20 protein-coding genes are annotated in these 23,860 nt (G+C 71.4%); 6 read left to right on the top strand and 14 right to left on the bottom strand.

Features of this window, described 5'->3' with window-relative positions; genetic code table 11:
- The first annotated feature begins 46 nt into the window (after positions 1–46).
- A complete protein-coding gene (locus ACQQ2N_RS05900; protein ID WP_440224761.1) occupies positions 47–793 on the top strand; it encodes an SDR family oxidoreductase in 747 nt (248 codons plus the stop codon).
- 150 nt (positions 794–943) lie between these two features.
- Positions 944–2,221 (top strand): diguanylate cyclase, encoded by a 1,278-nt coding sequence (locus ACQQ2N_RS05895; protein WP_440224760.1) that lies wholly within the window; start codon positions 944–946, stop codon positions 2,219–2,221.
- Positions 2,222–2,248: 27 nt separating this feature from the next.
- On the opposite strand, the gene ACQQ2N_RS05890 is transcribed toward ACQQ2N_RS05895, so the two are convergent.
- From ACQQ2N_RS05890 to ACQQ2N_RS05850, 9 genes are all read right to left on the bottom strand, one after another.
- Positions 2,249–2,479, bottom strand: a complete 231-nt coding sequence (locus ACQQ2N_RS05890; RefSeq protein ID WP_440224759.1) for a hypothetical protein — start codon at positions 2,477–2,479, stop codon at positions 2,249–2,251.
- A 76-nt stretch (positions 2,480–2,555) separates the two neighbouring features.
- Positions 2,556–3,659, bottom strand: a complete 1,104-nt coding sequence (locus tag ACQQ2N_RS05885; protein ID WP_440224758.1) for a hypothetical protein — start codon at positions 3,657–3,659, stop codon at positions 2,556–2,558.
- A gap of 104 nt (positions 3,660–3,763) precedes the next feature.
- Complete coding sequence (locus ACQQ2N_RS05880) at positions 3,764–4,390, bottom strand: DUF1294 domain-containing protein (RefSeq protein WP_440224757.1); 627 nt, start codon at positions 4,388–4,390, stop codon at positions 3,764–3,766.
- Between the two features lie 73 nt (positions 4,391–4,463).
- Entirely contained in the window at positions 4,464–7,811 is a 3,348-nt protein-coding gene (locus tag ACQQ2N_RS05875) for an SNF2-related protein (protein WP_440224755.1), read from the bottom strand.
- A 97-nt stretch (positions 7,812–7,908) separates the two neighbouring features.
- A complete protein-coding gene (locus tag ACQQ2N_RS05870; protein WP_440224754.1) occupies positions 7,909–9,138 on the bottom strand; it encodes a nucleoside recognition domain-containing protein in 1,230 nt (409 codons plus the stop codon).
- A 79-nt stretch (positions 9,139–9,217) separates the two neighbouring features.
- Positions 9,218–9,730, bottom strand: coding sequence for a hypothetical protein (locus ACQQ2N_RS05865; protein ID WP_440224753.1), 513 nt, complete (start codon positions 9,728–9,730; stop codon positions 9,218–9,220).
- A gap of 135 nt (positions 9,731–9,865) precedes the next feature.
- The gene (locus ACQQ2N_RS05860) at positions 9,866–11,125 is read right to left on the bottom strand and encodes a choice-of-anchor tandem repeat NxxGxxAF-containing protein (RefSeq protein WP_440224752.1); all 1,260 of its coding nucleotides are present in this window, start codon (positions 11,123–11,125) and stop codon (positions 9,866–9,868) included.
- Positions 11,126–11,368: 243 nt separating this feature from the next.
- The gene (locus tag ACQQ2N_RS05855; protein WP_440224751.1) at positions 11,369–12,064 is read right to left on the bottom strand and encodes a response regulator; all 696 of its coding nucleotides are present in this window, start codon (positions 12,062–12,064) and stop codon (positions 11,369–11,371) included.
- Positions 12,061–13,509, bottom strand: coding sequence for an ATP-binding protein (locus tag ACQQ2N_RS05850; protein ID WP_440224750.1), 1,449 nt, complete (start codon positions 13,507–13,509; stop codon positions 12,061–12,063). Before ACQQ2N_RS05850 ends, ACQQ2N_RS05855 begins: the two co-directional genes overlap by 4 nt.
- Positions 13,510–13,814: 305 nt before the next feature.
- Between ACQQ2N_RS05850 and ACQQ2N_RS05845 the strand changes: the two genes are divergently transcribed.
- Complete coding sequence (locus tag ACQQ2N_RS05845; RefSeq protein ID WP_440224749.1) at positions 13,815–14,231, top strand: hypothetical protein; 417 nt, start codon at positions 13,815–13,817, stop codon at positions 14,229–14,231.
- A 10-nt stretch (positions 14,232–14,241) separates the two neighbouring features.
- Here ACQQ2N_RS05845 and ACQQ2N_RS05840 read toward each other — a convergent pair whose 3' ends face one another.
- Genes ACQQ2N_RS05840 through ACQQ2N_RS05830 form a run of 3 tightly spaced genes read right to left on the bottom strand, consistent with a single transcriptional unit; the run spans position 14,242 to position 17,014 of the window.
- The gene (locus tag ACQQ2N_RS05840; protein ID WP_440224748.1) at positions 14,242–14,832 is read right to left on the bottom strand and encodes a class GN sortase; all 591 of its coding nucleotides are present in this window, start codon (positions 14,830–14,832) and stop codon (positions 14,242–14,244) included.
- Between the two features lie 10 nt (positions 14,833–14,842).
- Complete coding sequence (locus ACQQ2N_RS05835; RefSeq protein ID WP_440224747.1) at positions 14,843–15,022, bottom strand: hypothetical protein; 180 nt, start codon at positions 15,020–15,022, stop codon at positions 14,843–14,845.
- A gap of 15 nt (positions 15,023–15,037) precedes the next feature.
- On the bottom strand, positions 15,038–17,014 hold the full coding sequence (locus ACQQ2N_RS05830; protein ID WP_440224746.1) for a marine proteobacterial sortase target protein: 1,977 nt from the start codon (positions 17,012–17,014) through the stop codon (positions 15,038–15,040).
- 175 nt (positions 17,015–17,189) lie between these two features.
- On the opposite strand from ACQQ2N_RS05830, the gene pdsR reads away from it, so the two are divergent.
- From pdsR to ACQQ2N_RS05815, 3 genes are all read left to right on the top strand, one after another.
- Positions 17,190–17,879 carry a proteobacterial dedicated sortase system response regulator gene (pdsR, locus tag ACQQ2N_RS05825; protein WP_440224745.1) on the top strand — a complete coding sequence of 230 codons (690 nt, stop codon included), beginning with the start codon at positions 17,190–17,192 and terminating at the stop codon, positions 17,877–17,879.
- A gap of 61 nt (positions 17,880–17,940) precedes the next feature.
- Positions 17,941–19,980 (top strand): ATP-binding protein, encoded by a 2,040-nt coding sequence (locus ACQQ2N_RS05820; protein ID WP_440224744.1) that lies wholly within the window; start codon positions 17,941–17,943, stop codon positions 19,978–19,980.
- Positions 19,973–21,013, top strand: a complete 1,041-nt coding sequence (locus ACQQ2N_RS05815; protein WP_440224743.1) for a sialidase family protein — start codon at positions 19,973–19,975, stop codon at positions 21,011–21,013. Before ACQQ2N_RS05820 ends, ACQQ2N_RS05815 begins: the two co-directional genes overlap by 8 nt.
- Positions 21,014–21,039: 26 nt before the next feature.
- Here ACQQ2N_RS05815 and ACQQ2N_RS05810 read toward each other — a convergent pair whose 3' ends face one another.
- Positions 21,040–21,867 (bottom strand): hypothetical protein, encoded by an 828-nt coding sequence (locus ACQQ2N_RS05810; protein ID WP_440224742.1) that lies wholly within the window; start codon positions 21,865–21,867, stop codon positions 21,040–21,042.
- 258 nt (positions 21,868–22,125) lie between these two features.
- The gene (locus ACQQ2N_RS05805; RefSeq protein ID WP_440224741.1) at positions 22,126–23,808 is read right to left on the bottom strand and encodes a hypothetical protein; all 1,683 of its coding nucleotides are present in this window, start codon (positions 23,806–23,808) and stop codon (positions 22,126–22,128) included.
- Positions 23,809–23,860: the final 52 nt, after the last annotated feature.

Here is a 23,860-nt window from a genome sequence, read left to right as displayed (position 1 = left end):
GACGTCGTCCGCGGATCCCTCCCCCGATCGACATGAGGTCCCCACGATGAACGCTCCCTCCCGCATCGCCCTCGTCACCGGCGCCACGCGCGGCATCGGCTTCGAGACCGTGCGCCAGCTCGCCGCCGAAGGCGTGCACGTGCTGCTCGCCGGCCGTGATCCCGCGCGCGCGGCCGTGGCCGCCGCCGAACTCAAGGCCGACGGCCTGCCGGTCGAGCCGATCGCGCTCGACGTCACCGACGAGGCCAGCATCGCCGCCGCCGTCGAGCAGGTGCGCGCGAAGTACGGCCGCCTCGACATCCTCGTCAACAACGCCGGCATCGCGATCGACAACGGCACGCTGAAGCCTTCGCAGCAGACGATGGCGACCTGGCGCACGACGTTCGACACCAACGTGTTCGGCCTGATCGCCGTGACCAACGCATTCCTGCCGCTGCTGCACGCGTCGCCGTCGGCACGCATCGTCAACGTGTCGAGCCTGCTCGGCTCGATCCGCGAGCACCTGAATCCGGAGTCCTTCATCTACGACTTCAAGATCCCGGCCTACAATGTGTCCAAGACCGCCGTGAACGCGTGGACCGTGCAGCTCGCGCACGAGCTGCGTGGCTCGACCGTCAAGGTCAACACGATCCATCCGGGCTACGTGCGCACCGACATGAACAAGCACGGCGACGAGCAGAACGGCGAGCTCGAGGTCGCCGACGGCGCGGCGACCAGCGTGCGCCTCGCGCTGATCGACGACGCCGGCCCGAGCGGCGGTTACTTCTACCGCGACGAGGCGTTGCCCTGGTGATGCGCCGGCGCGTGCGTCGCGGACGCGCGCGCTGATCCCTAGCCTCGTGCGTGACCGACCCGCGGCGGGTGTCCCGCACTCCCGCTGCGACGTCGCGTGACCGTACGCCGCCGCACGCAGGTCGCGGCGCGTCGGCTATCCTTCGCGCCCATGGGGAAGGCGTACGCGTTGCTGCTGCTCGAGCTGGTCGTCTATGCGGCAGGCATGCTGCTGCTGTTCCGCGCGCGTGCGCGGTTCGGGCTCGGCCTGTTCTTCACCGCGCTCGGCAGCCTGCACTTCCTCGAGACCTACCTCGCCGCGAATCTCTACGTGCAGCTCGCCGAGGGCTTCGTGCTCTCGCCGGGCTCGGTCATCCTGTTCTCGGGCAAGTTGCTGTTCGTGCTGCTCGTCTACGTGCGCGAGGATGCGCAGGTCGCGCACCAGCCGATCTACGGCCTGCTCGCCGGCAACCTGCTGACCGCGTTGCTCGTGCTGCTGGTCGCCCAGCACCTGCCCGCGCCGATACCGGGAGGCGCGCCCGCCGACCAGCGCCTGCTCGACCAGATGGGCCTGCTCATGATCTGGGGCAGCGTGCTGCTCTTCATCGACTGCCTGCTCGTCATCGTGGTCTACGAGGCACTCGTGCGCGTGCCGCGCCTGCCGCTCGAGCTGCGCCTGTGGATCGCCGCGGCCTCGGTGCTCGTGTTCGACCAGGTCGGCTTCTTCGCTGCGCTGCACGTCTTCTACGGCGTACCGATCGAGGCCGGCTACGCGGGACTCGCGGGCAAGGTGGTCGCGTCGGCGCTGTACGCGCTCATGATCGGCGTCTACCTGCGCTGCTTCGACACGCCGGCGGACCTGCACGACAGCCACCGCGAGCCGTCGCTCGGCGTGCTGTTCGGCACGCTGACCTACCGCCAGCGCTACGAGGCGCTGCGCCAGGCGACGCGTCGCGATGCGGTGACGCGCCTGCTCAACCGTGGCGAGTTCGACACGCTGAGCCGCGAACTGCTCGAGCAGGCGACGCGCCAGCGCCAGCCGATGAGCCTCATGCTGTTCGACATCGACCGCTTCAAGTCGATCAACGACCTGCACGGCCACCAGACCGGCGACCGCGTGCTGCGCGACGTTGCCGCGGTGCTCGGCGAGAGCGTGCGCACGACCGACCATGCGTTCCGCTTCGGCGGCGACGAGCTCGCGGTGATCCTGCCCGGCGTCAGCCATGACGGCGCACTCGCGTTCGCCGAGCGCCTGCGCCGCGAGGTGCGCACGCTGACCATCGGTGACACCGACGTGGTCGTCACGGTCAGCATCGGCGTCGCCTCGGTGCGCGCGGGTCAGAGCCACGGCGGCATCGCCGAACTCGTGCGCGTCGCCGACGCGATGCTCTACCAGAGCAAGGCCGATGGGCGCGATCGCGTCAGCGGCGAGGTGTTGCGCGACGTCTGAGGCCCGGCGCATGCACCGGGCGACGTTTCACGCGGGACGATGGCCGAGCAGGCGCGCCGGCAGGAACAGTAGTGCCTTCACGAAGGCGAGGATGGCCTCCATGAGCGCGCCGACGATGCGGAACGGAATCGACAGCAGCCACAGGATCGGCCACAGCACGAGCACGGCCAGCGCGACCGGCCAGCACAGCACGAGCACCAGCGCCCACAGCAGCAGCACGAACAGCACGCGCATCGTCGGATCTCCGGCCAGCAACATCGCGACTATCGGGTTCGCCACGGTCTTTCACAAGACCTGTGGCGGTGTTCGCGTCGGCGCGATGTCGCCAGCAGAATCAGCCGCCGAGGCCGAGCGGCCCGACACTCAGGACGTAGGTGCCGCAGCCGCCGAGACGGTCACCGATCACGAGCTGGTAGCGACCGGGCTGCGACACCATGATCGGAGAGCCCGGCTTGCCGGCGCCGACGCAGCGCGACGTCGTCGACACGCCATCCTCGCAGACGAACATCTGCGTGGTCGCGACCTCCGACGTGAGCGAGAAGACCGGCATCTGCGAGGCGCCGACGGTGAAGCTGTGGATCACCTTCGGCCCGGCCACGCGCGTGCTGCCCGAGGCGAGCACGGGCAACGCGTCGCTGCCGCCGCAGGTCGTGCCGACCACCGATTGAGAGGTCATGGGGATCGGACTGGCGTTCGAGGCGACCGGATGGCCGGCACCGAGCTCGAAGTCGCTCCAGAAGATGTAGGGCTCCGATGCCGAGATCGCATCGAAGACGACCGGTTCGCCGTTGAAGGTCGATATGTACCCGTCAGTCGGATCGGAGACGCCGAGGCTCACGCGCTCCACGCCACCCCAGGCCGCATTGTCGAGGTTCTCGATCGTCGCGGTCGGCGGGCCCGAGGTGTCCTCCCCGGCCCAGTACAGCAGGCGTCCCGCGGCGCCGGCACCCAGCTGCAGTTCGATCGTCACGAGGTGGGGAAACGTCAGCGGCGCCGGGACCGCGATCGCGCACACGCCGCCGGGCTCGCTGCCGCACGCCGCCGAGAGGGTCGCCCGAACCTGCGTTCCCGCCGGGTTGCCCACGAGGCCCACGCCGAACAACGCCGCCTGGATCGGTGCACCGACCGGAACGCGGTCGGCCGTGCCGCGCGCAATCGTGAACGACGTGTTCGAGTTCCACGTCGGCACGGGCGGATCGACGCGGAAGCTCAGGCGCAGCGGGGCGTCGGGGCGCGCGCGGCGGTAGTGCACGGTCGCTGCCGCGGGAGTGCTCGAACTGACGGTCGCCTCGAGCACGCAGTCGTTGCCTGCGCCGGACCACGTGGCGCTGCCGCCGGAGGTCCACGTCTCGTTGAACGTCGCGTGGCAGGCCGAGGCGATCCCCGGGACGAGGCCGAGCGCGATCGCGCCCGAAAGGATGATGCCGGCATGACGCATGACTCACGCTCCCTGTGATGGTCGAAGAACGAATCTAGCGCACCGCGTGCGTCGATTTCACTACGGGACATGTAAAGAACGCGGAATCGGGCGGGACGGCGTCCTCATCGCCAGCGCGTGAGCACTTCGAGCACGGCGAGCCATTGCCGGCCACCGGCGGACAGGCACAGCCAGCCGAACGCGGCGGCGTTGAGCACCACGCAGGTCCAGAACACGTTGCGGAATGCGCGCTTGCTCGACTTGTGTCGCAGCACGCGATGCGCGATCGCGGCGCCGGGCCAGCCGCCTGTGAGCGCGAGCAAGTGCAGCGTGCGCTCGGGCGTACGCCAGCGTCCGGCCCGCGCCGCGGACTTGTCGAGGCCGTAGGCGACGAACGTCACGAGGCTCAGGAGCGCGTAGGCGAGGGGCACGACCGGTGGCAGGTGATGCACGAACGCGAGCACGGCCGTGAGCAGGAGGAAGCATGCGCCGATCATCGCGGGCCATGTGCCGCTGCCGCGCGTGGCGGCAGGCGGAGCCGATGCCAACATCACGTGCGCGACGTCGAGCGCGGTCGGGCCGCGCGCATTGCTCGCAAGCTCGAACGTGACGAGTTCGCCGCCGGCGGGCCTCGGCTGTCCGCGCCGCATCGCGCTGACGTGCACGAACACGCGTGCACCGGCCGCGCTCGGCGTGATGAAGCCGAAGCCCTTGTCGTCGTTCCACTGCGTGATGCGTCCCTGGCGTCGCATCGTTCCCTCGATCCCGATCCCCGTCCGGATCGTATCCACGCCGACGTGCGCGGTCACGCGCCGCGGCGTCGCCTCACAACGGCGCGAACAGCTCGGCGAGGTCGGCCTCGTCGAAACGCAGGCTCTGCGTGCTGCCACCCTCGAGCACGGCCGCGGCGAGGTCGGCCTTGCGTTGCTGCAGGGCCTGGATCTTCTCCTCGACCGTGCCCGCGCAGATGAGCTTGTAGACGAACACGCGCTTGTCCTGGCCGATGCGGTGCGCGCGATCGGTGGCCTGCGCCTCGACCGCCGGGTTCCACCACGGGTCGTAGTGGATCACGGTGTCGGCCGCGGTCAGGTTGAGGCCGACGCCGCCGGCCTTGAGGCTGATCAGGAAGATCGGCACATGGCCGCCCTGGAAATGCTCGACGAGCTCGGCGCGCTGCGTGCCGGGGGTCTGGCCGGTCAACGTCTGCCAGCGCAGCCCGCGTGCGTCGAAGGCTTCGCCGATCAGCGCGAGCATCTCGGCGAACTGGCTGAAGACGAGGATGCGGCGACCTTCGGCGACGAGGCTGTCGGCGAGTTCGAGCAGCAGCTCGAGCTTGGCCGAACCGTCGACGCGGCGTGCGTTGTCGAGCTTGACCAGGCGCGGATCGCAGCAGGCCTGGCGCAGCTTGAGCAGCGCGTCGAGCACGACGATGCCGCTCTGCGCGAGGCCGCGCTTGTGCACCTCGGCGAGCACGCGCTCGTGCTGGGCCAGGCGCAGCGACTCGTAGAGCTCGCGCTGCGCGCCGTCGAGTTCGATCGCGTGCGTGACGACGGTCTTCTCGGGCAGGTCGTCGAGCACTTCTTCCTTGCGCCGGCGCAGCAGCAGCGGCGCGATGCGGCGGCCGAGGCGCTCGCGGCGCTCGACGTCGGCGTGCTTCTCGATCGGCGTGCGGTAGAAGCGCGTGAAGTGCTTGTCGTTGCCGAGCAGCCCCGGTTCGACCGCGTCGAACTGCGCCCACAGTTCGCCGAGGTGGTTCTCGAGCGGCGTGCCGGTCATCGCGAGACGGCGCCGCGCGGGGATCTCGCGCACGATCTTCGCGGCCTGGCTCTTCGGGTTCTTGATCGCCTGCGCCTCGTCGAGCACGAGCAGCGCGTACTCGTGCGCGACGAGCTCGTCGCGGTCGCGCGCGAGCAGCGGATAGGTGGTCACGACGAGGTCGTGGCGCGGGATCGCCTCGTGCAGGCCGCCGCGTTCGGGGCCGTGCAGCACGAGCAGCGAGAGATCGGGCGTGAAGCGGCGCGCCTCGTTGCGCCAGTTCGCGACGAGGCTGGTCGGTGCGACGACGAGCGCCGGCTTGTCGAGGCGACCACGCTGCTTCTCCACGAGCAGATGGGCGAGCACCTGCACGGTCTTGCCGAGCCCCATGTCGTCGGCGAGCACGCCGCCGAGCCCGGCGTCGGACAGGAAGCCGAGCCAGGCGAGGCCGTCGCGCTGGTAGCTGCGCAGGGTCGCCATGAGGCCGGGCGGTTCGGTCGCGGGTTCGCGTATGCCCTGCAGGCGCTCGAGCTCGGCGCGCAGGCGCTCGCCGCCGCGCCACGGCAGGCCGCTGCGGCCGGCGAGCTCGTCGACGACGCCGGCGTGCGCGCGGCGCAGGCGCAGCGCGCCGTCGATGTCGTCGTCGCGGTCCGGCGCCTCCTGCAGCCATTCGAGCAGCGGAGCGATCAGCGCCCGCAGGCGGCCGAGCGGCAGCGGCACGCGACGGCGCGCGTCGAGCGGCACGAGCCAGACCGCGTCTTCGTCCTCGCCACGGCGCGGCAGCAGCGGGAATGCCGGATCGGCGAGCAGGCGACGCAGGATCGGCAGCAGGTCGACGCGTTCGCCGCCGATGTCGATGCCGAGGCTGAGGTCGAACCAGGCGTTGCCGCTGTCGTCCACCTCGGCATACCAGCGCTCGGGCTCGTCGAGCAATTCGAACGGGAAGCCGGCCTCGGTCTCGAGGCGGAAACCCTGCTCGCGCAGCCGTGGCGCGAGCGCGAACACCTGCTCGGCCGCGGCGAGCTGGCCACGCCTCGCTTCGGGCACGAAATCGCCGTCGCTGAAGGCTTCGCGGTTGACGCCGGGCACCGGCGGCAGCAGGTCCGCATCGATGAAACCGAGGGCCTCGAGGCGTTCGACGGCGGCGATCTCGGCGGCGCGATCGCGCACGATCTCGAGCAGGCGTCCGTCGTGCATGCGGCGTTCGCGCGTCTTCGCGCTGGCCGAGAACGGCAGCGTCGGGCCGCCGTAGTCGAAGCCGAGGCGCATCACGCCGGCCTGGTAGCGCACGGGCGTGCCGCTCGCCGCGGTCATCACGGGGAAGGCTCGCAGGGTCAGCACGGGCGAGGGTTCGACGCGATGCACCTCGGCCGCATCGGGTCGCGCGGGCCTTGGCAGGGCGCGCACGGCTTCGAGGCTCTGCAGGCGGTCGTCGACGAGTGGCGCCTGCTCGGGCAGCAGCGTCGGCGCGCGCAGCGCGGCCTCGACGAGGCGCGCGTCGCCGTCGACACGACCGAGCGTGCGTTGCTCGGGATCGAAGTACCAGACGCCGTCGATGCGCAGCAGGCGCGTCTTCGCCGACGCCACATCGAGGCGTGCGACCAGGGTCTGGTTGCCGTCCTCGCCGGTCTGCCAGGCCCACTGCAGGTTGCGCGGCGCGCCCGCGCTCACGCGACCCGCCGACGGCTTGTCGACGAAGCATGGATGGCTGGCCAGCAGGATCTCGAGCAGCGATTCGTCGCGCTGTCCCGTCAGCGAGTAGGCCTGGCCACTCGCCGCATAGCCGCTCTGGCCCATGCGCAGGCGCGCGACGTGCTCGAACTGCTCGGGCGTGAGGCGTTCCCAGGGATCGCCACCGTAGTACGTGTGTCCGACCGGCTGCGGCGAACCGAGTCCGCCGCGGCGGTTCGGCTTGAGCCAGACGGGCTGGGCGAGCAGGCGCGGCAGCGTGCCGTCGCCGATGCGCAGCAGGATGCCGAACACCTGCGCGGTGTCGGGCTTGGGTGCACGCGGCAGCGGCGTGCGCGGCGCCTCGAGCGATTCGAACCAGCGCTTCCACGGGCCGAGGTCGGGCTTGCCCGAGGTCGGCGACTCCGGCGTCGCATCGGGCACGCGGGCGCCGAGCACCTTGAGCGCGACCGCGGCGACGTGCTTGCACTCGCCCTCGAGCGGGCAGGTGCACTGCGTGTCGACATGCGGTCGGCCGCCGCTGACCGCGATGCGGATGCCGGCCGTGTACGGTTCCGACTCGGTGCCCTTGACCGCGCCGAAGGCCATGCCGGCACCCGCGTCCTGGCGGAACCAGATGTCGCGCACGCGGCCGCCGCGCAGGTACTCCGCACCCTTGTCGAGCGTGCGCCGGTCCAGCACCGAGGCGGCGCTGCGCGACAGCAACTGGCGGAAGAGCGTCTCGTCCATGGGGCCGGGAGGGCGATTCGACAGCGAAACCAACAGTCGATCGTGCCCTCTCGCGCGGTTCGCGTCCAGCGCCGCCGGTGTCGCGACCGTGGGGTGTTCAGCCGAAGAACCAGTAGCACACGGCGATCGAGGCGAGCACGCCGCCGAGGTCGGCGAGCAGTGCGCAGCCGACCGCGTGGCGCATGCGCTGGATGCCGACCGCGCCGAAGTACACCGCGAGCACGTAGAACGTGGTCTCGGTGCTGCCCTGCATCGTCGCCGCGAGCAACGCCGGGAAGCTGTCGACGCCGTGGGTCTGCATCGTCTCGATCAGCATCGCGCGTGCGGCACTGCCCGAGAACGGCTTGACCAGCGCGGTCGGCAGGGCGTCGACGAAGCGCGTGTCGCCACCGCCGAGTGCCGCCAGCCAGCGGATGCCGTCGAGCAGCAGGTCGAGCGCGCCCGAGGCACGCAGCACGCCGACCGCGCACAGCATCGCGACGAGATAGGGCAGCAGGTTGCGGGCGACGTCGAAGCCCTCCTTCGCGCCTTCGACGAAGCTTTCGTAGACCGGCACGCGACGCAACGCGCCCGCGACCAGGAATGCGACGACGATGCCGAACAGCACGAGGTTGCCGAGCAGCGACGAGAGTGCCGCGAGCGCGGTCGCGGACAGTGTCGCGAGCACGGCCATGAAGCCGCCGAGCAGGAGGGCGCCGCCGCCGAGGAACGCGAGCACGACCGGGTCCCACAGCTTCAGGCGCTGCATGACCGCGACGGTCAGCAGGCCGACCAGCGTCGAGACGCTGGTCGCGAGCAGGATCGGCAGGAACACCAGCGTCGGATCGGCCGCACCCTGCTGCGCGCGGTACATGAAGATCGACACCGGCAGCACGGTCAGCGACGACGCGTTGAGCACGAGGAACAGGATCTGCGCATCCGTCGCGGTCTCGGGCTTCGGATTGAGCGTCTGCAGTTCGCGCATCGCGCGCAGGCCGATCGGCGTCGCGGCGTTGTCGAGGCCCAGGCCGTTGGCGGCGAAGTTGAGCGTGATGAGGCCGATCGCGGGATGCCCGCGCGGCACGCCCGGCATGAGCCGCGCGAACAGCGGCCCGAGCAGGCGCGCGAGCGCGTCGACGAGGCCGGCCTTCTCGGCGATGCGCAGGAAGCCGAGCCACAGCGTCAGCGTGCCGAACAGCAGCACCATGACCTCGACGGACAGCCGCGCCATGTCGAACAGGCTGCCGACCATCGCCGCGAACACGGTGCCTTCGCCGCCGAGCAGCCAGCGCGCGAGCGCGGCCACGGTGGCGACGAGGAAGAACGACAACCAGAGGACGTTGAGCATGCGCGGCGCCGCGGAAGGACGCGCACGAGCATCGCATGCGTGAGCGCCGCCCGGACAGCGGCGCCGCGCGCGAGGCGACTCAGATGCGCGCGATGAGCGCCTCGGCTTCCTCGTGGCAGGCGTTCACGCGGTCGTTGTCGACGACCTTGCGCAGCTGGCGGCGGAACTCGGGCAGCAGCTCGAACAGTTCACGCTTGGAATAGCACTTCTCGATGCGCAGCGAGAACAGGAACGCGCGCAGGCCGAGGTGCGAGACCACCGTGTCGTTCATGTACTTGCGCGCGGCCGGAAGCGGCGCGAGCTCGTCGGGCACCGCGGTGGCGGCGGCCGGCGCGGACTCCGGCACGGACACGTCGGCCGCGTTGGCGGCGGGCGTCGCGCCCGTGATTTCGATGAGGCCCGCATCGGCGAGTTCGCCGATCATCGCGTCGACGTTGCCGATCGATTCGAACTGGCGGCGGATCTCGCCGAGCGTGCGTTCGCCGTTGATCGAGATCAGCACGGTGCGCTGGCGCGCGCCGAGGCGCAGCGTGCGCTGTTCGATCTCGAGGCGGCCGGCATCGGTCTTGGCGGGAATGGAACGGTCGAGCATGGTGCACCCCTCCCAGGATCGCCGCTCGAGGCGGCTGTCGTTTTTCAGAGTCCGTTGACTAGCAAGAGCCATGCCCGGATGACGCGGAATGGCCCGGTCGACGTGACACCGCGAGGCGTCGGCCGGGCCGGGTCTTCAGCCGTCGAAGCCGTCGGTGAAGATCGTATCGCCGGACGCGGCCTTCGCGACGAACACGCCGCTGCCCCACTCGACCTGGTTGTTGCCCTGCGGATGCAGGCCGGCGATGAACGCGACCGCGCCGGCGGCGTTGATCGTCGGTGCGCCGCTGAAGATCGGCGAGGTGTCGTGCTGGCCGACCTGGCCGGTGCCCAGGTCGGTGTCGACGACCGTCCCCTGGCCGACGACGCGCACCAGCGTGCTGCCGTCGCCGACGTAGATTGCCTGCCCGGCCGCGTCGCGTGCACGGAACACGACGAGGCCGTCGTCGTTGACGTCGGGCGGGAACGAATCGATCTCGCGGATCGTGCCGGCCGCCTGCACGCGTGCGATCTCGGTCGCCGCGTAGCCGCCGCCGTCGAGCGGATCGAAGCGGTAGACCGCGCGCACCGTGCCGCTGGCCACGCGCAGCACGACCGCGATCGAGCCGCCGTCGCTGAAGGCGAGGCTGTTGTCGAAGCGGTCGAACGGCGAGGCCGGATCGAGCGAGGTGTCGGCGACGACGCGTGTGCTGGACCCATCGCTCGCGAACACGCGGATCTCGGCCGGCGTGGTCGTGCCGATGTTGACCTTGGCGGCGATGAGGCGCGACGCATTCATCGACGGCGTGTAGAGGAACGCGTAGGTGCTCGCAGGATCGAGGCCGGTGCTCTGCGCGTGCAGGGACGAACTCGTGCCGAGCGTCGACACGAGGGCCTGCCCGCCCGAGAACGAACCGCGCCAGCCGATCACGCCGTCGTCGCTCAGCGAGACGGCGCCGATGCCGGTCGGGAACAGCGGCGAGGTGCCGACCTGGCCTTCGCCACCGGCCGCATCCCAGCGACGCAGCGTGTAGGCGTCGCCGAAGCCGTAGTAGGCGAGCTGGCCGGTCGCATTGATCGCGACGCGGTCGCCGATGCTCTCCGAAGGCAGCGTGGCGACGATCCCGCCGCTGCCGTTCGTGCCGAGCCATACGCCGGGCGCGGTGTTGGAGAGGTTGCCGCCGATCGGCACGAGCTGTACCGGGAACGCGACCTGCCCGGCATCGTTGAGGGTCGCGGTGATGCTGTTGAACGACGAGCCCGGCGGCAGGTTCCAGCCGTCGTCGTTGACGATGAGGTTGCTGCGCGCCTGCTGCTGCAGCGTGTCGTAGGCTGGAATCTGCGCCGTGGCAGCGTGCGTGGCGAAGGTCAGCGCGAGCGCGGCGCCGATGCGGTGGGGATGGAGCCTGGAGGTCATGGACGTCTCCTGCGTGTGGACGTGTTCCGTGCGACGCGGTCACGGGCACACGCTTCCGGCGCATGCCCGCAGTGCCTCGCCAGCACGATCCGCACGGCACGCGCCGCCGCGGATGCGACGGCGGACGGGCAGGGACGCACGAGGCACCGGGCGGGCTCGCCGTCGCGGGGAACATTCCTCACGGGCTCGGCTGGCAGCACCGCCGAGTGTAGCGGCCGCGGCAGGTGCCGGGCCGGACGCGCGTCACGCCGCGGCGTCGGCGTCCGGATCGGGCCACTCGAAGCGGTAGCCGACGCCGTACACGGCCGAGATCGGGTCGTGGCCGACATCGGCGAGCTTGCGGCGCAGGTTCTTGACGTGGCTGTCGACGGTGCGGTCGCTGACCACGCGGTGGTCCTCGTACAGCGCCTCGATGAGCTGCGCGCGGGAGAACACGCGGCCGGGCTGGCCTGCGAGCTTGCGCAGCAGGCGGAACTCGACCGGCGTGAGCACGAGCGGACGCCCGCCGATGCGGGCCTCGAAGCGCTCCTCGTCGAGCACGACGGCCGCCTCCGGCGTCGGCGCTGTGCCCGCGGCGCGGCGCAGCACGGCCTTGACGCGTGCGACCACCTCGCGCGGGCTGAACGGCTTGCAGATGTAGTCGTCGGCGCCGAGCTCGAGCCCGAGCAGGCGGTCGATCTCCTCGACGCGCGCGGTGACCATGAGGATCGGCACGGCCGAGAACGTGCGCACCCCGCGGCAGATCGCGAGGCCGTCCTCGCCGGGCAGCATGAGGTCGAGCAGGATCACGTCGGGCGCATGCGCACGGATCCAGTCGACCGCGCCGCGACCCGTGTCGAGCACGTCGACGCGGTAACCCGACGCGGCGAGGTAGTCGCGCAGCAGCGCGGCGAGCTTGGGTTCGTCCTCGACGATCAGCACGTGCGGGGATGGGGTCATGGGGCAGCATCCTGCAGGGGAAGGTGGATGACGATCGCGAGACCGCCGAGCGACGAGGTGCGCGCCTCGATGCGTCCCTCGTGCGCATCGACGATCGCACGGCAGATCGCGAGGCCGAGGCCCGCGCCGCCGGCGGCGCGGTTGCGCGAGCGTTCGACGCGGAACAGGCGATCGAACAGCTGCGGCAGTGCCTCGCCGGGCACGCCGGGCGGCGAATCCTCGACGACCAGGCGCACGTGGCGGTCGGCCGCGGTGGCCAGGCTCACGCGCACGCGGCCCGGGGCGTCGGTGTAGCGCAGCGTGTTGCCGAGCAGGTTGTCGACGAGCTGGGCGAGACGGCGCGCATCGCCGCGCACGGGCGGCACGTCGCGCAGGTCGTGCTCGAGCGCGAGGCCGGCGTCGGCGAGCGCGTGGCGGTGCATGTCGAGCGTATCGCGCACGAGCTCGGTCAGGTCGAGCGTTTCGAAGCGGTACTCCAGGGCTCCCGCATCGGCGAGCGCGAGCTGGTAGAGGTCCTCGACGAGTGCGCCGAGGCGGTCGCACTCGGCGTGCAGCGAAGCGAGCGCCTGCGGGGTGAGCGAGCGCACGCCGTCCTGCAGCGCCTGGATCTCGCCGCGCAGGATGCTCAGCGGCGTGCGCAGCTCGTGCGCGATGTCGGTGCCCCAGCGCCGGCGTGCCTCGCGGTGCTGCTCGAGCGTCGTGGCGAGGTGGTTGAAGTCGTGCGCGAGCGCGCCGAGCTCGTCGCGGCGCGACGAGGCGATGCGGCGTGCGTAGTCGCCTTCGGCGAGCGCGCGCGTGCCGTCGGCGAGCGCACGCACCGGCTCGAGCATCCAGCGCGCGAGCGCGAACGCGAGCAGCAGCGCCGCGGCGAGCACGCCGGCGCCCGCGATCAGCGCGTTGCGGGTCTGCTCGCGCGCGAACGCGATGTCGGCGCCGCCACGCAGCTGCGGCAGTGCACCGAGACGCAGCGTGCCGATGCGCACGTCGTCGAGCGTCACCGCGATGCCCTGCGAGCGCTGGGGCAGCTCGGCGTTGCCGACGATCGGCAGATCGTCCGCATCCACGAGCTGCAGCCGCGCCATGATGCCGGGCGGCACGAGGCGTGGCGGCGGCGCGCCGGGTACGACGATCGCATCACCGCTGGGCCCCGCGGGTGGCAGTGGCGGCGGCAAGGCCTCGCGTCGCGCGGCTTCGCGCGGGTCGGGCTCGATCAGCATCGCGAAGCGGCGTTCGTCGCCGCGCAGGAAGTCCCAGTTGCCGTGGTCGGCATAGGCCGCCGCGATGCGATTGGCCGCGGGCTGCAGGCGTTCGAGCGCGACCTCGTCCAGATAGCCGATGAAGCCGCGGCGGAAGTCGCGCTGCTGCCACGTCGCGAACCCGGCCAGCGCCAGGCCGCTCAGCGCGGCGATGACGAGGAACAGCCGTTGCCAGAGTCGCAGATGCATGGAGGGTGCGGGATCGAAGGGACGGACACCTTAGCGCCTCGTGTCGGGACGGTCCGGGACTCCTTCATTTTTCCTTGATTCCTGCGACCGCGGAACATGTTTGTGGCCCATTCTCCACATTGAAACGACCCCGGGTACGCCGTCTCCGGAACAACAGCGCAGCGTGCTACCGACCACGAGCACACCGTCCCCCGATACTGCGCGCTCCCGACGGAGATCAGGCAACCCCCGGTACCCGGGGTCGTTTCCTTCCTGACCCCGACAACGCGATCCGCGCCACGCCGCGGATCCACCGAGGAGATCCCATGAGCATGCACTTCCGCGCTTTCGCCGGGAGCGGCCTCCTGCTGGCCGCCGTTTGCGCCCACGCCCAGCCGGGCCCGCCGGGCCGTGACCACGGACCGCCGCCGCACGATGTGGCCGCGATCGCTGCCGGCCTCACGCCGGCGCAGCAGACCGAGGTTCGCCGCATCGAGGCCACGCGTCGCGATGCGCACGACGAGCTCGCGATCAGGCAGCGCGGCGAGCATCGCCGCATCGACGAGGATGCCGACAAGCGCCTGCGCGGTGCGCTCGGCGACGAGGGCTACCAGCGCTACGTCGAGGCGAAGGTGAAGCCCGCGCACGGTCCGCGCGAACTGGCCTCGCGGGGCGGACCGGGCCCGCGCGGCGGCGACGGTCCCGCGCCGCGCCGCGATGCGCCGGCGCGCGACGAGGAATGATCCGGTCGCGCTACGCGCCCTCGCCCGCCGCGAGCGGATGGGCGAGGGCGACGTAGCGCAGCGGCCCGCGCGCATCGAGCGCGTCGAACGGCCAGCAGGTCACCAGCACGAGCGTGTCGCCGTCGACCGAGGTGTCGATGCGCTCGCGTCGCGCATCGACCACGCGCAGCGCATCGATGCGGTACGCGGTGACGCGCCCGTCGCGTTCGATCGCGACCTCATCCCCGACGCGTGCCTCGCGCAGGAACGCGAAATGCGTGTCGCGATGGGCGCTGACCACGCTGAGTCCGCGCTCGCCCGGCAACGCACTCGACTCGGTCCAGCCCGGTCCGAACGCGAGCGTGCGTCCCGAATCGCCGCGCAGCACGATCGTATCGACGTCCAGGCGTGGCATGCGCAGACGTGCGACCGGTGAGGTGTCGGCCCATGGCCACGGTTTCGCTTCGGCCTCGCCGGCTTCGACGCGCTCCCACGCACGCTGCAGCAGCACCTGCGCGAGCCAGGCCTTGGCCGGCAGCCAGCAACCGTGCGCGAGTGCCGCGCTGCCCGACAAGGCCAATACGAGGGCGACGAGCTGCAGAAGGCGATGTGGGCGCGTCATCACGGTGGCCTCAGATGGCGATCCAGTCGTCGCCGCGGTCACGCGCGTCGTCGCGAGGCCGAGGGACGGGATCTGCACGAGGCGTCACCGGCAACGGTGCGACGAGCGCCTCGCCACCGAGCCAGGTGTCGTCGTGGCGCGCCGCGCGCGGACCGCGGCGACGCAGGAACATCTTCGCGAACGTGTTCATGGGATTCTCCGTGAGTCAGGCGTGGCGCACGCGGCGGGCCGCGAGCATCGTGAGCAGGGCGAGCGCGAGCAGACCGAAGCCGAGCAGGCGCTGGACCGGTGCGCCCGTCGCGGTCGACGCGAACGCGACACCGCCGGTCGGGGCACCGTTGGCGACGCGCGTCGAGGCGAGGTCGGCCTCGAGCGGGCGCGCGGGCGTCTTCTCGACCGCGACGAGGCTCGTGTAGCGCGTGACGAGGTGGTGATCGAGGGCGAGTGCGAGGATGCCTTCGCGCACGGCGGATGCATCGCCGCCGACATCGAGCGAGCGTTCGAGATCGTCGATCTTGCGACGCGCCCACAGGCGTGCGACGCCGCTCGTGTGCGCCGCGCCGTCGAGGCGCTGGCTGACCTGCCACGGTGCGAGGTCGGCGTGCGCGCTCGCGTGCAGCGAGCCGTTCGTGGCCGGCAGGCGCGCGACGACGAGCAGCGGCTCGCCCGCGTAGAGATCGGGCAGGCGACTCGGGTAGACCTCGGCCGCACCGGGCCACGCGAGCGTGACGTCGCGCAGTGCCGGTCGTTCGAGCTTGGTGAACAGCGTGCGCATGCGTTCGCTCACCTCGCCGATGTCGGCGATCGTGATCGACGTGCCCCGGCCGAGCGTCGCCGCGCGCTCGATGAAGGTCGTGTTCGGTGCGCTGCCGATGCCGACCGGGAACAGGCGCGATTCGCGCAGGTCGCGGTCGATCAGCGTGTAGAGGCGGCCGGCGTCGTCGATCGCGCCGTCGGTCGCGAACACGACCTGGCGCACGTAGCCGGCAGGCGGTGCACCGGCGAGCGCGCGTTCGAGGGCGGGTGCCATCTCGGTGCCACCGGTCGCCTGCAGGCGTGCGACCCATTCGCGCGCGCGCTTCACGTCGCCCGGCTGGGCGGCGACCGGCGCATCGAACAGCGCCTCGGTGACCGAGTTGAACTGGATCACGTTGAAGCGGTCGCGCGGCGTCAGCGACGTCAGCGCGAGATCGAGTGCGGCACGCGCCTGGCGCAGCGATTCGCCCTCCATCGAGCCCGAGGTGTCGACGACGAGCACGAGCTCGCGCGGCAGCGGGTTGGCGAGCTCTTCGCGCGGCATCAGCATGACCATCGCATAGGTCTCGCCACCACGTTGCTCGGCGAGCACGGCGGCGGCGGGTTCGGCGCCGAGCACCGGCGTCCACTCGAGCGTGAAGTCGCGGTCGGCCGGCACCTCGCCGTCCGCGAGCGTGACCGTGTGGCGACGGCCGTCACGCGCGACCGCGATGCGGTGGCTCGCACTCTCGACCCGCGAGAGCTCGAGGCCGGCGTCGATCGCGACGCGCACGCCGACGCGCGGAGCCTGGCTGGCATGGGCATCGTCGGCGGAAGGGTTGCCCGTGGCGCCTTCGACGCCCGCGGCCTGCGTGTAGCGCGGCGTGTAGGTCAGCGGCAGCGCGAAGCGGAAACGGCCGTCGCGGTAGGCGATCGACTGCCACCAGCGCACGTCGACCTCGACGGTCTCGCCGGGCGCGATGTTCGCGACCGCGGTGCGGAACAGTTGCGGACGGTCCGCCTCGACGAGGGCGGCACGGCGTCCGCTTGCGGCGGCCTCGACGTACTCGGCGCGTGCCTGCTCCTTCTCGCGAATCTCGCCGACCACGACGCGCGAGCCGATGCGCAGCTCGAGGTCGTGCACGGCCGCGCCATCGGGCAGCGGCAGCAGGTACTGTGCCTCGACCCATGCGTCGGAGGTGTTCGTGAAGCGCTGACGGATGCGCGCCTCGGCGACGAGCCCCGACACGGTGACGTCGACCGTGCTCGACAGCGCGACGAGCTCGACCGGCTCGGCATCGCCTGCGCGCGCCTCGAGCACGCCGAAGCCGCTGTCCGCGCGTGCACCGGCGACGAAACCGAGCAGCAGGATCAGGATCGCGAACGTGGTGCGCAGCGGCTCGATGCCGCGGTGCAGGTCGGTGTCGTTCTCGCGTGGCGCTTTCATGGCGGGCTCCTTCGTGGTGTACGGCCCGCATTGCGAGGCCGCGCGAAGGCTGCGCCGCGCCACGTCCGTGGCCTCGCGACGATCATTCATGGCGGTTTGCGGGCAATCGTGCGCCGCGCATTGCGCGGTTCGTACGGCGCTGCGTAAGCTCGCCGCGCCCTGAAGGAGGATTCCCATGCCGCGCAGCATCGCCATCGTCGAGGACGAACCGCTGATCCGCGCCAACTACGTCGAGGCGCTCACGCGCGTCGGCTACGAGGTGCGCGGCTACGGCTCGCGTCCCGAGGCCGAGGCCGCGTTCACGCAGCGCCTGCCCGAGCTCGTCATCATCGACGTCGGCCTCGGCGACGAGCCCGAGGGCGGCTTCGACCTGTGCCGCTGGCTGCGCGCCAAGGCGACGACGCTGCCGATCCTCTTCCTGACGGCGCGCGATTCGGATTTCGACGTGATCTCGGGCCTGCGCCTCGGTGCCGACGACTACCTCGCCAAGGACGTGTCGTTCCACCAGCTCGCCGCGCGCATCAGCGCGCTGTTCCGGCGCGTCGACGCGCTGCGCAAGCCCGCCCAGGCCGACAACGTGTTCGAGCAGGGGCCGCTGCGGCTCGAATCCGAGCGCATGCGCATCACCTGGAACGGCGAGGACGTGCCGCTGACCGTGACCGAGTTCTGGATGGTCCACACGCTGGTGCGCTTCCCGGGCCACGTGAAGAGCCGCGAGCAGCTCATGCGCGATGCCCAGGTGGTCGTCGACGACGCCACGATCACCTCGCACATCAAGCGCATCCGCAAGAAGTTCATCGCGATCGATCCCGCGTTCGACGCGATCGACACCGTGCACGGCGCAGGCTACCGGTGGAAGCCCTGAATACCGTTGCGAGGACGTGCCGTGACGCGGTCGTGACCGTCGCCGTGCGCGTGGGCTGCTGATGTCGCTGCGCCTCAAGCTGCTGCTGGTCGCGCTGTCGACGCTGAGCCTGCCATGGGCCGGCTGGCAGTTCGTGCGCCAGACCGAAGCGCTGCTTCGGCAAGGCCAGGAACAGACCCTGCTCGCCTCGGCGAGCACGCTCGCCCGCGCGCTGGATGCACTCGCGGTCGAGCCACCCGCACCGGGCACCGCGCTGTACGTGCACGAACGCAAGGCGATCCTGCGCATTGACGGCTACGCCGACGACTGGCAGCCGTACAAGCCGTACGAGCAGGCGATCGGGCCAGCCTCGGAGCCCGGCAAGCTGCGCGTCATGCTCGCCGAGGACCGCGAGTGGCTGTACCTGTTCGCCGAGGTGCGCGATGCGACGCGTGCTCGCGTCGATGCACGCACGCTCGCGGTCGCGGCCAGCGACCACGTCGACCTCACCCTGCAGCGTGGCGACGAATCACGGCGCTACCGCATCGCGAGCGCGGCGCCGGGCCGCTTCGAAGCGACGGCACTCGAGCGCGGCAGCGCCCTTCCCGACCGTCTCACCGGCGAGTGGCAGGAAGACGGCTCGGGCTATCGCTTCGAGCTGCGCATCGCGCGCGTCGCCGCACCCGAGCGCCTCGCCTTCACCGTCCACGACAGCGCCGACGCCGCCCCGTTCGAAGGCGAACCGCTCGCGTTGCTCGGCTACAGCGCGGACACGGGGCGCATCCTCGCGCGGCTCGCGCCGCCGCACGTGCGCGTGAGCATGGTCTCGGCGGACGGCTGGGTGGTCGGCGCGGGCGGCAAGCTCGATGCGCAGGGTGCACCCGGCGAGCAAGGTCTGTTCGCGCGGCTCGTCTACTGGCTCGTGCTCGCTTCGCCTCCGGATGCGTCGCGTGCGTACACGTCGTCCGACGCCGATCCCGCGCGCCTCGGCGATGCGGCGTTGCGCCCCGCGCTGGCGGGAGAGGACGCGACGAGCTGGCGCGTCGCGTCCGGCGATGCAGGCATCCTGCTGTCGGCGGCGGTGCCGCTGCGACGCGACGGCGCGGTGCGTGGCGCGCTCGTCGTCGAACAGGCCAATCCGGCCGTGCCGGCGCTGGCCAACCGCGCGCTGTCGAGCCTGCTCGGCGCGAGCCTGCTCGCGTTCGGCGTCACCGCGGGACTGCTGCTCGTGTTCGGCGGCATGCTGTCGCTGCGCATCCGTCGCCTGCGTGACGCCGCCGAGCGCGCGACGCAGGGCGGCGGTCGCCTCGCAGGACCCCTGCCGCTCGTCGACTCGCCCGACGAGCTCGGCGACCTCGCGCGCAGCTTCGGACGCCTGCTCGACGAGGTCGGCGGCTACACGGACTACCTCCGCACGCTCGCCTCGAAGCTCTCGCACGAGCTCAACACGCCGCTCGCGATCGTCAAGTCGTCGCTCGACAACCTCGACCACCACGTGCCCGGTGACGGTGCACGCGCCTACCTCGGGCGTGCACGCGACGGTGCCGAGCGCCTCGGCACGATCGTGCGCGCGATGAGCGAGTCGAGCCGCATCGAGCGTGCGATCTCGGGTGCCGAAGCGGAAGATGTCGACCTGCGCGCACTCGTCACCGGCTGTGCCGACGGTTACCGCGCGGTGGCCGGCTCGCGCGACGTCCGCCTCCAAGCGCCCGCAGGTCCGATGCCGCTGCACGGGGCACCCGACCTCGTCGCGCAGGCCCTCGACAAGCTGTTCGACAACGCGCGCTCGTTCACGCCCGAAGGCGGCTGGATCCGTCTCGCGGTCGAACCCGCCGGGGACGACGGCTGGTTCGTGCGCATGGCCAACCGCGGCCCGACCCTGCCCGAAGCGATGCAGGACCGCCTCTTCGACACGCTCGTGAGCGTGCGCGAGCCGCAGGCGCGTGGCGCGGGCGAGACCCCGCATCTCGGGCTGGGCCTCTACGTGGTCAAGCTCGTCGCCGAGCTGCATGCGGGCCGCGCCACCGCGCGCAACCTGCCCGCCGGTGACGGCGTCGAGTTCACCTTGCATCTGCGCGGCATGCCGCGTCGACGGATCGGGAGGGGAGATGCGCATGATTGAGACGATACGGACGCGACGACGCGCGGCACGTGCATGGGCAACCGGCATGGCGCTCGTCGCCGGCGCCGCCGCGCAGGCGCAGCCGACGGCCGTCACCGACGGCACGCGCACCGACTACCAGCCTTCGGTGATCCGCACCACGCAGGGCGACCTCCTGCTCGTGTTCGAGCGCCTCGATGCAGGCAACGGCGACCTGCTCGTGACCCGCTCGGTGGACGACGGTGCGACCTGGAGCGCGCCTTCGCCGGTCGTGTCGACCAGCGCCACCGAGCGTCACCCGGCGCTGCTGCAGCTCGCGCCGGACGCGTTCGCGCTGTTCTACCTCAAGGGTTCGGGCAGCAGCAATTACCGCATCCATCGCGCCACCAGCAGCGACGGGGCAGCGTTCGCCGAGCAGCCCGCACTCGACCTCGGCTGGAGCACGCCCGGCGAGATCAACCCGCACGTGATCCGTCATGCCGACGGCACGCTGACGATGAGCTACCAGCGCATCCAGGGCGGATCCTACGTCGCGCAGTCGACCGACGACGGCGTCACCTGGGACACGCTGCAGACGTCGATCGCCGCATCGAGCCAGCTGCCGCGCATCGCCTACCGCGAGAGCGACGGTGTCTACCTCGCGAGCTACCAGGTCGGCAGCTCGGCCTTGCAGCTGTTCGTCGAGACGACCACCGACGTGCGCGACTGGAGTGCGCCGGCACGCGCGTTCACGACCGGCGGAAACCACCACGATTCGTTGCCGTTCGTGATGCCCGACGGCGCGTTCGGCCTGTTCTGGATCGCCGCGAACGGCAGCCAGTTCGACCTGCGCTCGCGCCGCTCGCCCGACGGTGTGGCGTGGCAGCGCGAGCTCGTCGTCACTGCCACGCCCGCCGAGAACGATGTCGAGCCGCATCCGCTCGTCGGCACGTCGTCGACCCACGTGCAGCTCTACTGGGGCCGCGAGTCGCCGCTCGGCAGCCAGCGCTACGCGATCGTGCGCGCCGACGCCGTGACGGTACGCGACGATGTCTTCACGACCGGCTTCGACTGAAGCCGTGCGAACCCGGCCGGAGAGGCTCAGCCGAACATGCGCGCGAACAGGGCGACGAGGCCGATCAGCGTGATCAGCACGCCGAACGGATAGAGGAACTTCATCGCCACCACCCGGCGGCGGTTGTGGCGCACGGCGTCGTCGTAGGTCTCGAAGTGCACGACGCCGCCGTCCGTGCGGTGCTCGAACTCGTAGCGGTCGAGTTCGCGCTGGACGCGCCAGCCGCGACGCAGCATGAAGAGGCCGAGCAGCGTGACGAGCAGGCCGATGCCCGACACGGTCACGCGCTCGGCGAGGATCCTGCGCTCGCGTGCGGTCTGCACCGCGTCGGTGTAGGTCGACGTCGAGGCCTCGAACCATGCGACCTGGCGTGCCGCGAGATCACGTGCGGGCGGCGCGAGCAGCGCGGTCCAGTCGGCGGCCTTGAGTTTCTCGAACTGCCACGCCGCGCCCTGGCCCTTGCAGGCCTTGCGCCATTCGCCCTGCGAGGTTCCCGCACGACGTCCGGTGTCGCGGAAGCGCGCATAGAGTTCGCCGTCGATGGCCTTCGCATACTCGTCGGCACGCTGGCGCCCGGCCGGCGGCAGCGCGCCGAGCGCCTTCGGCGTGAACATCGGATCGTCGAGCAGGCCGTGCAGGTGGGTCAGGGCCTGGCACTGGCGTGCGATCGCCTGCAGCGGGCTGCTGCCCGAGACGCGCGCGATGACGGACTTCGCGTCCGGCAGGCCGGCGAGATGGTTCCAGTCGCGTGCCTCGAGGGCCCTGGCTTCGGCCTGCAGGCGCGTGCGTTCGTCGGTGCAGGCTGCGACAAGCAGCATCAGCGCGGCGAGGAGGGCGGAGACGGACGCACGCACGGCGCGTCGTGGCGAACGGGGCGATGAGGCTCCCATGGCGGTTCCTTCTGCGGTGGTTGTCCTCGCGGGGCGCCGTCGCGCGGACGGCGGCAGGCGCGCATCGTGCGCGCTGCGGCGCGTCGTTCGCAGGTCCGTGTCGCGCGGGAATGCGCGTGGCAACGGACATCGGAACTCCCCTGCCCGGAGTATGCGTACCGCCGGGCCGCGTGCAACCCCGGCATGCGAACGTGCGGCGCCGCCGGGGCGAAGCGCGAGGTCCTACTCGATCACCGCCACGCGCCAGGACGCGATGTCCGGGCGACCGCGCACCCAGCCGCGGTAGCGGTCGTCGCCCGGCAGTGGACCCCGCATCACGAGGCCTTGCACGCGACCGTCCGGGTCGAGCACGACGAGCCGCGTGGACGGCGCATCCTCGACCGTGAGCGTGATGCGCGCACCTTCGTCCGCGAAGCGGTTGACCACCGGCTCGACACGGACGTCTGAGGCCACGACCTCCACCACGCGTGCCGGCACCGTGCCGAGTGCAGCCGCGTCCGGCCACGCGAACATGATCTCGCCGCGCTCGCGCAGCAAGGGCACGAGCGCCCGGACCTGCTCGATGAGGTTCTCGCCGAGCGGCTCGTCCTCGGCGAGCACCCCGACGGTCGCGCCGATCGCGACCTGGTCGGCGGCCGACCGCATCGCCAGTGCGAGGCGACCCATCCAGACCTCGCTCGGCGCGACGACGAGCAGCACGGCAAGGGCTACGCCGACGGCGCGTGCCGGCACGCGTGAATGCGCCAGCCACGCCATCAGCAGGCCGGCCCAGAACAGGCTCGACCACACGAGGTAGCGCGGTGCCTGGATCTGGTCCGGAAGCAGGACGAAGTACGTCGCGCGCGACAGCGCGATGATCGCACCGACGCAGGCGGCGAAACCCGCGATGCCGAGCGCGAGGCGCGCGACCGGCGCTTCCGCTTCGCGTCCACGCCACGCACGCAGGCACGCCGCAAGGAACCAGGCGAGGCCGATCGCGCCGACGACGATCTGGGGCGTGCGCGAGGCATCGATCGGACCGAACACGCCGGCCCAGGCATCGGCCACGGTCGTCGCGACGGCGCGCGCGGGTCCGGCCGGCAGCTGCGCCGCGATCGCCGGATCGAGCAGCGGCCAGAACACGTAGACGAGGGGCGCGGCGAGCCAGTGCAGGCCGATCGCGAGCTGGGCGACCGGATCGAAGCGCAGCGTCGTCGTGGTCGCCTCGGCGGCGCCGGTCAGGTACAGCGCGAACGCGATCGCGAGGCCGGCGAGCAGTGGCCACCACGCCGCCCACGGTGCGCGGCGCAGAACGAGCACGAGCAGCATCGCGGGCAGCGCGGCGATGCCGCTGCCGAACGAGAACGTCGCGGCGAGGCCGCACGACGCGGCGAGGACCGCGCGGCGTGTCTCGTCGCGGCCCGAAGCACGCAGCACGAGTGCGATGCCCGCGAACGCGAAGAACGTGACGAGGTAGGCGTGGATCGCGTCGTTGGGATGCGCGAGCGCGCGCTGATTGCCGGTCCAGAACACGCCGAGCACGCCGATCGCGAGGATGGCCAGGCGCGTGCCCGGCACGAGGCGTGCCCGTGCGGTCGCGTGCACGAGCACGCCGAGCGTCGCCAGCGCGAACACGATCGCGACGCCGATCTGCAGGCTCTGGTCCGCGTCGAGCCAGCGCAACTCGGCCATGCGCGCGAGTTTCGGCAGTACCTCGCGATGGCCGTTCTCGGCCATGAACAGGTAGCGCCCGAACGGTTCCTCGATGAGCAGGCGGTAGAAGCCCCACTGGTCTGCATACGGTACGCGTGGCGAGACGACGACCATCAGGGCCAGCCCGATCGTGGCGACCGCGAGCATGGCCACGGCCAGCAGCACGGCCGGCCAGCGGGACGGAGGACGATGGCGGGTCTCGATGAACGTCATGACCGGATTATGCCGGCGCGGCGCTGTCGCGCGCGGCGGTCCCCTGCTATCG

Source organism: Dokdonella aquatica, assembly GCF_051987395.1.
Lineage (GTDB): Bacteria > Pseudomonadota > Gammaproteobacteria > Xanthomonadales > Rhodanobacteraceae > Dokdonella.
Note: the sequence above shows the minus strand (reverse complement) of the source record. Positions and strands in the feature narration are given on the sequence as shown.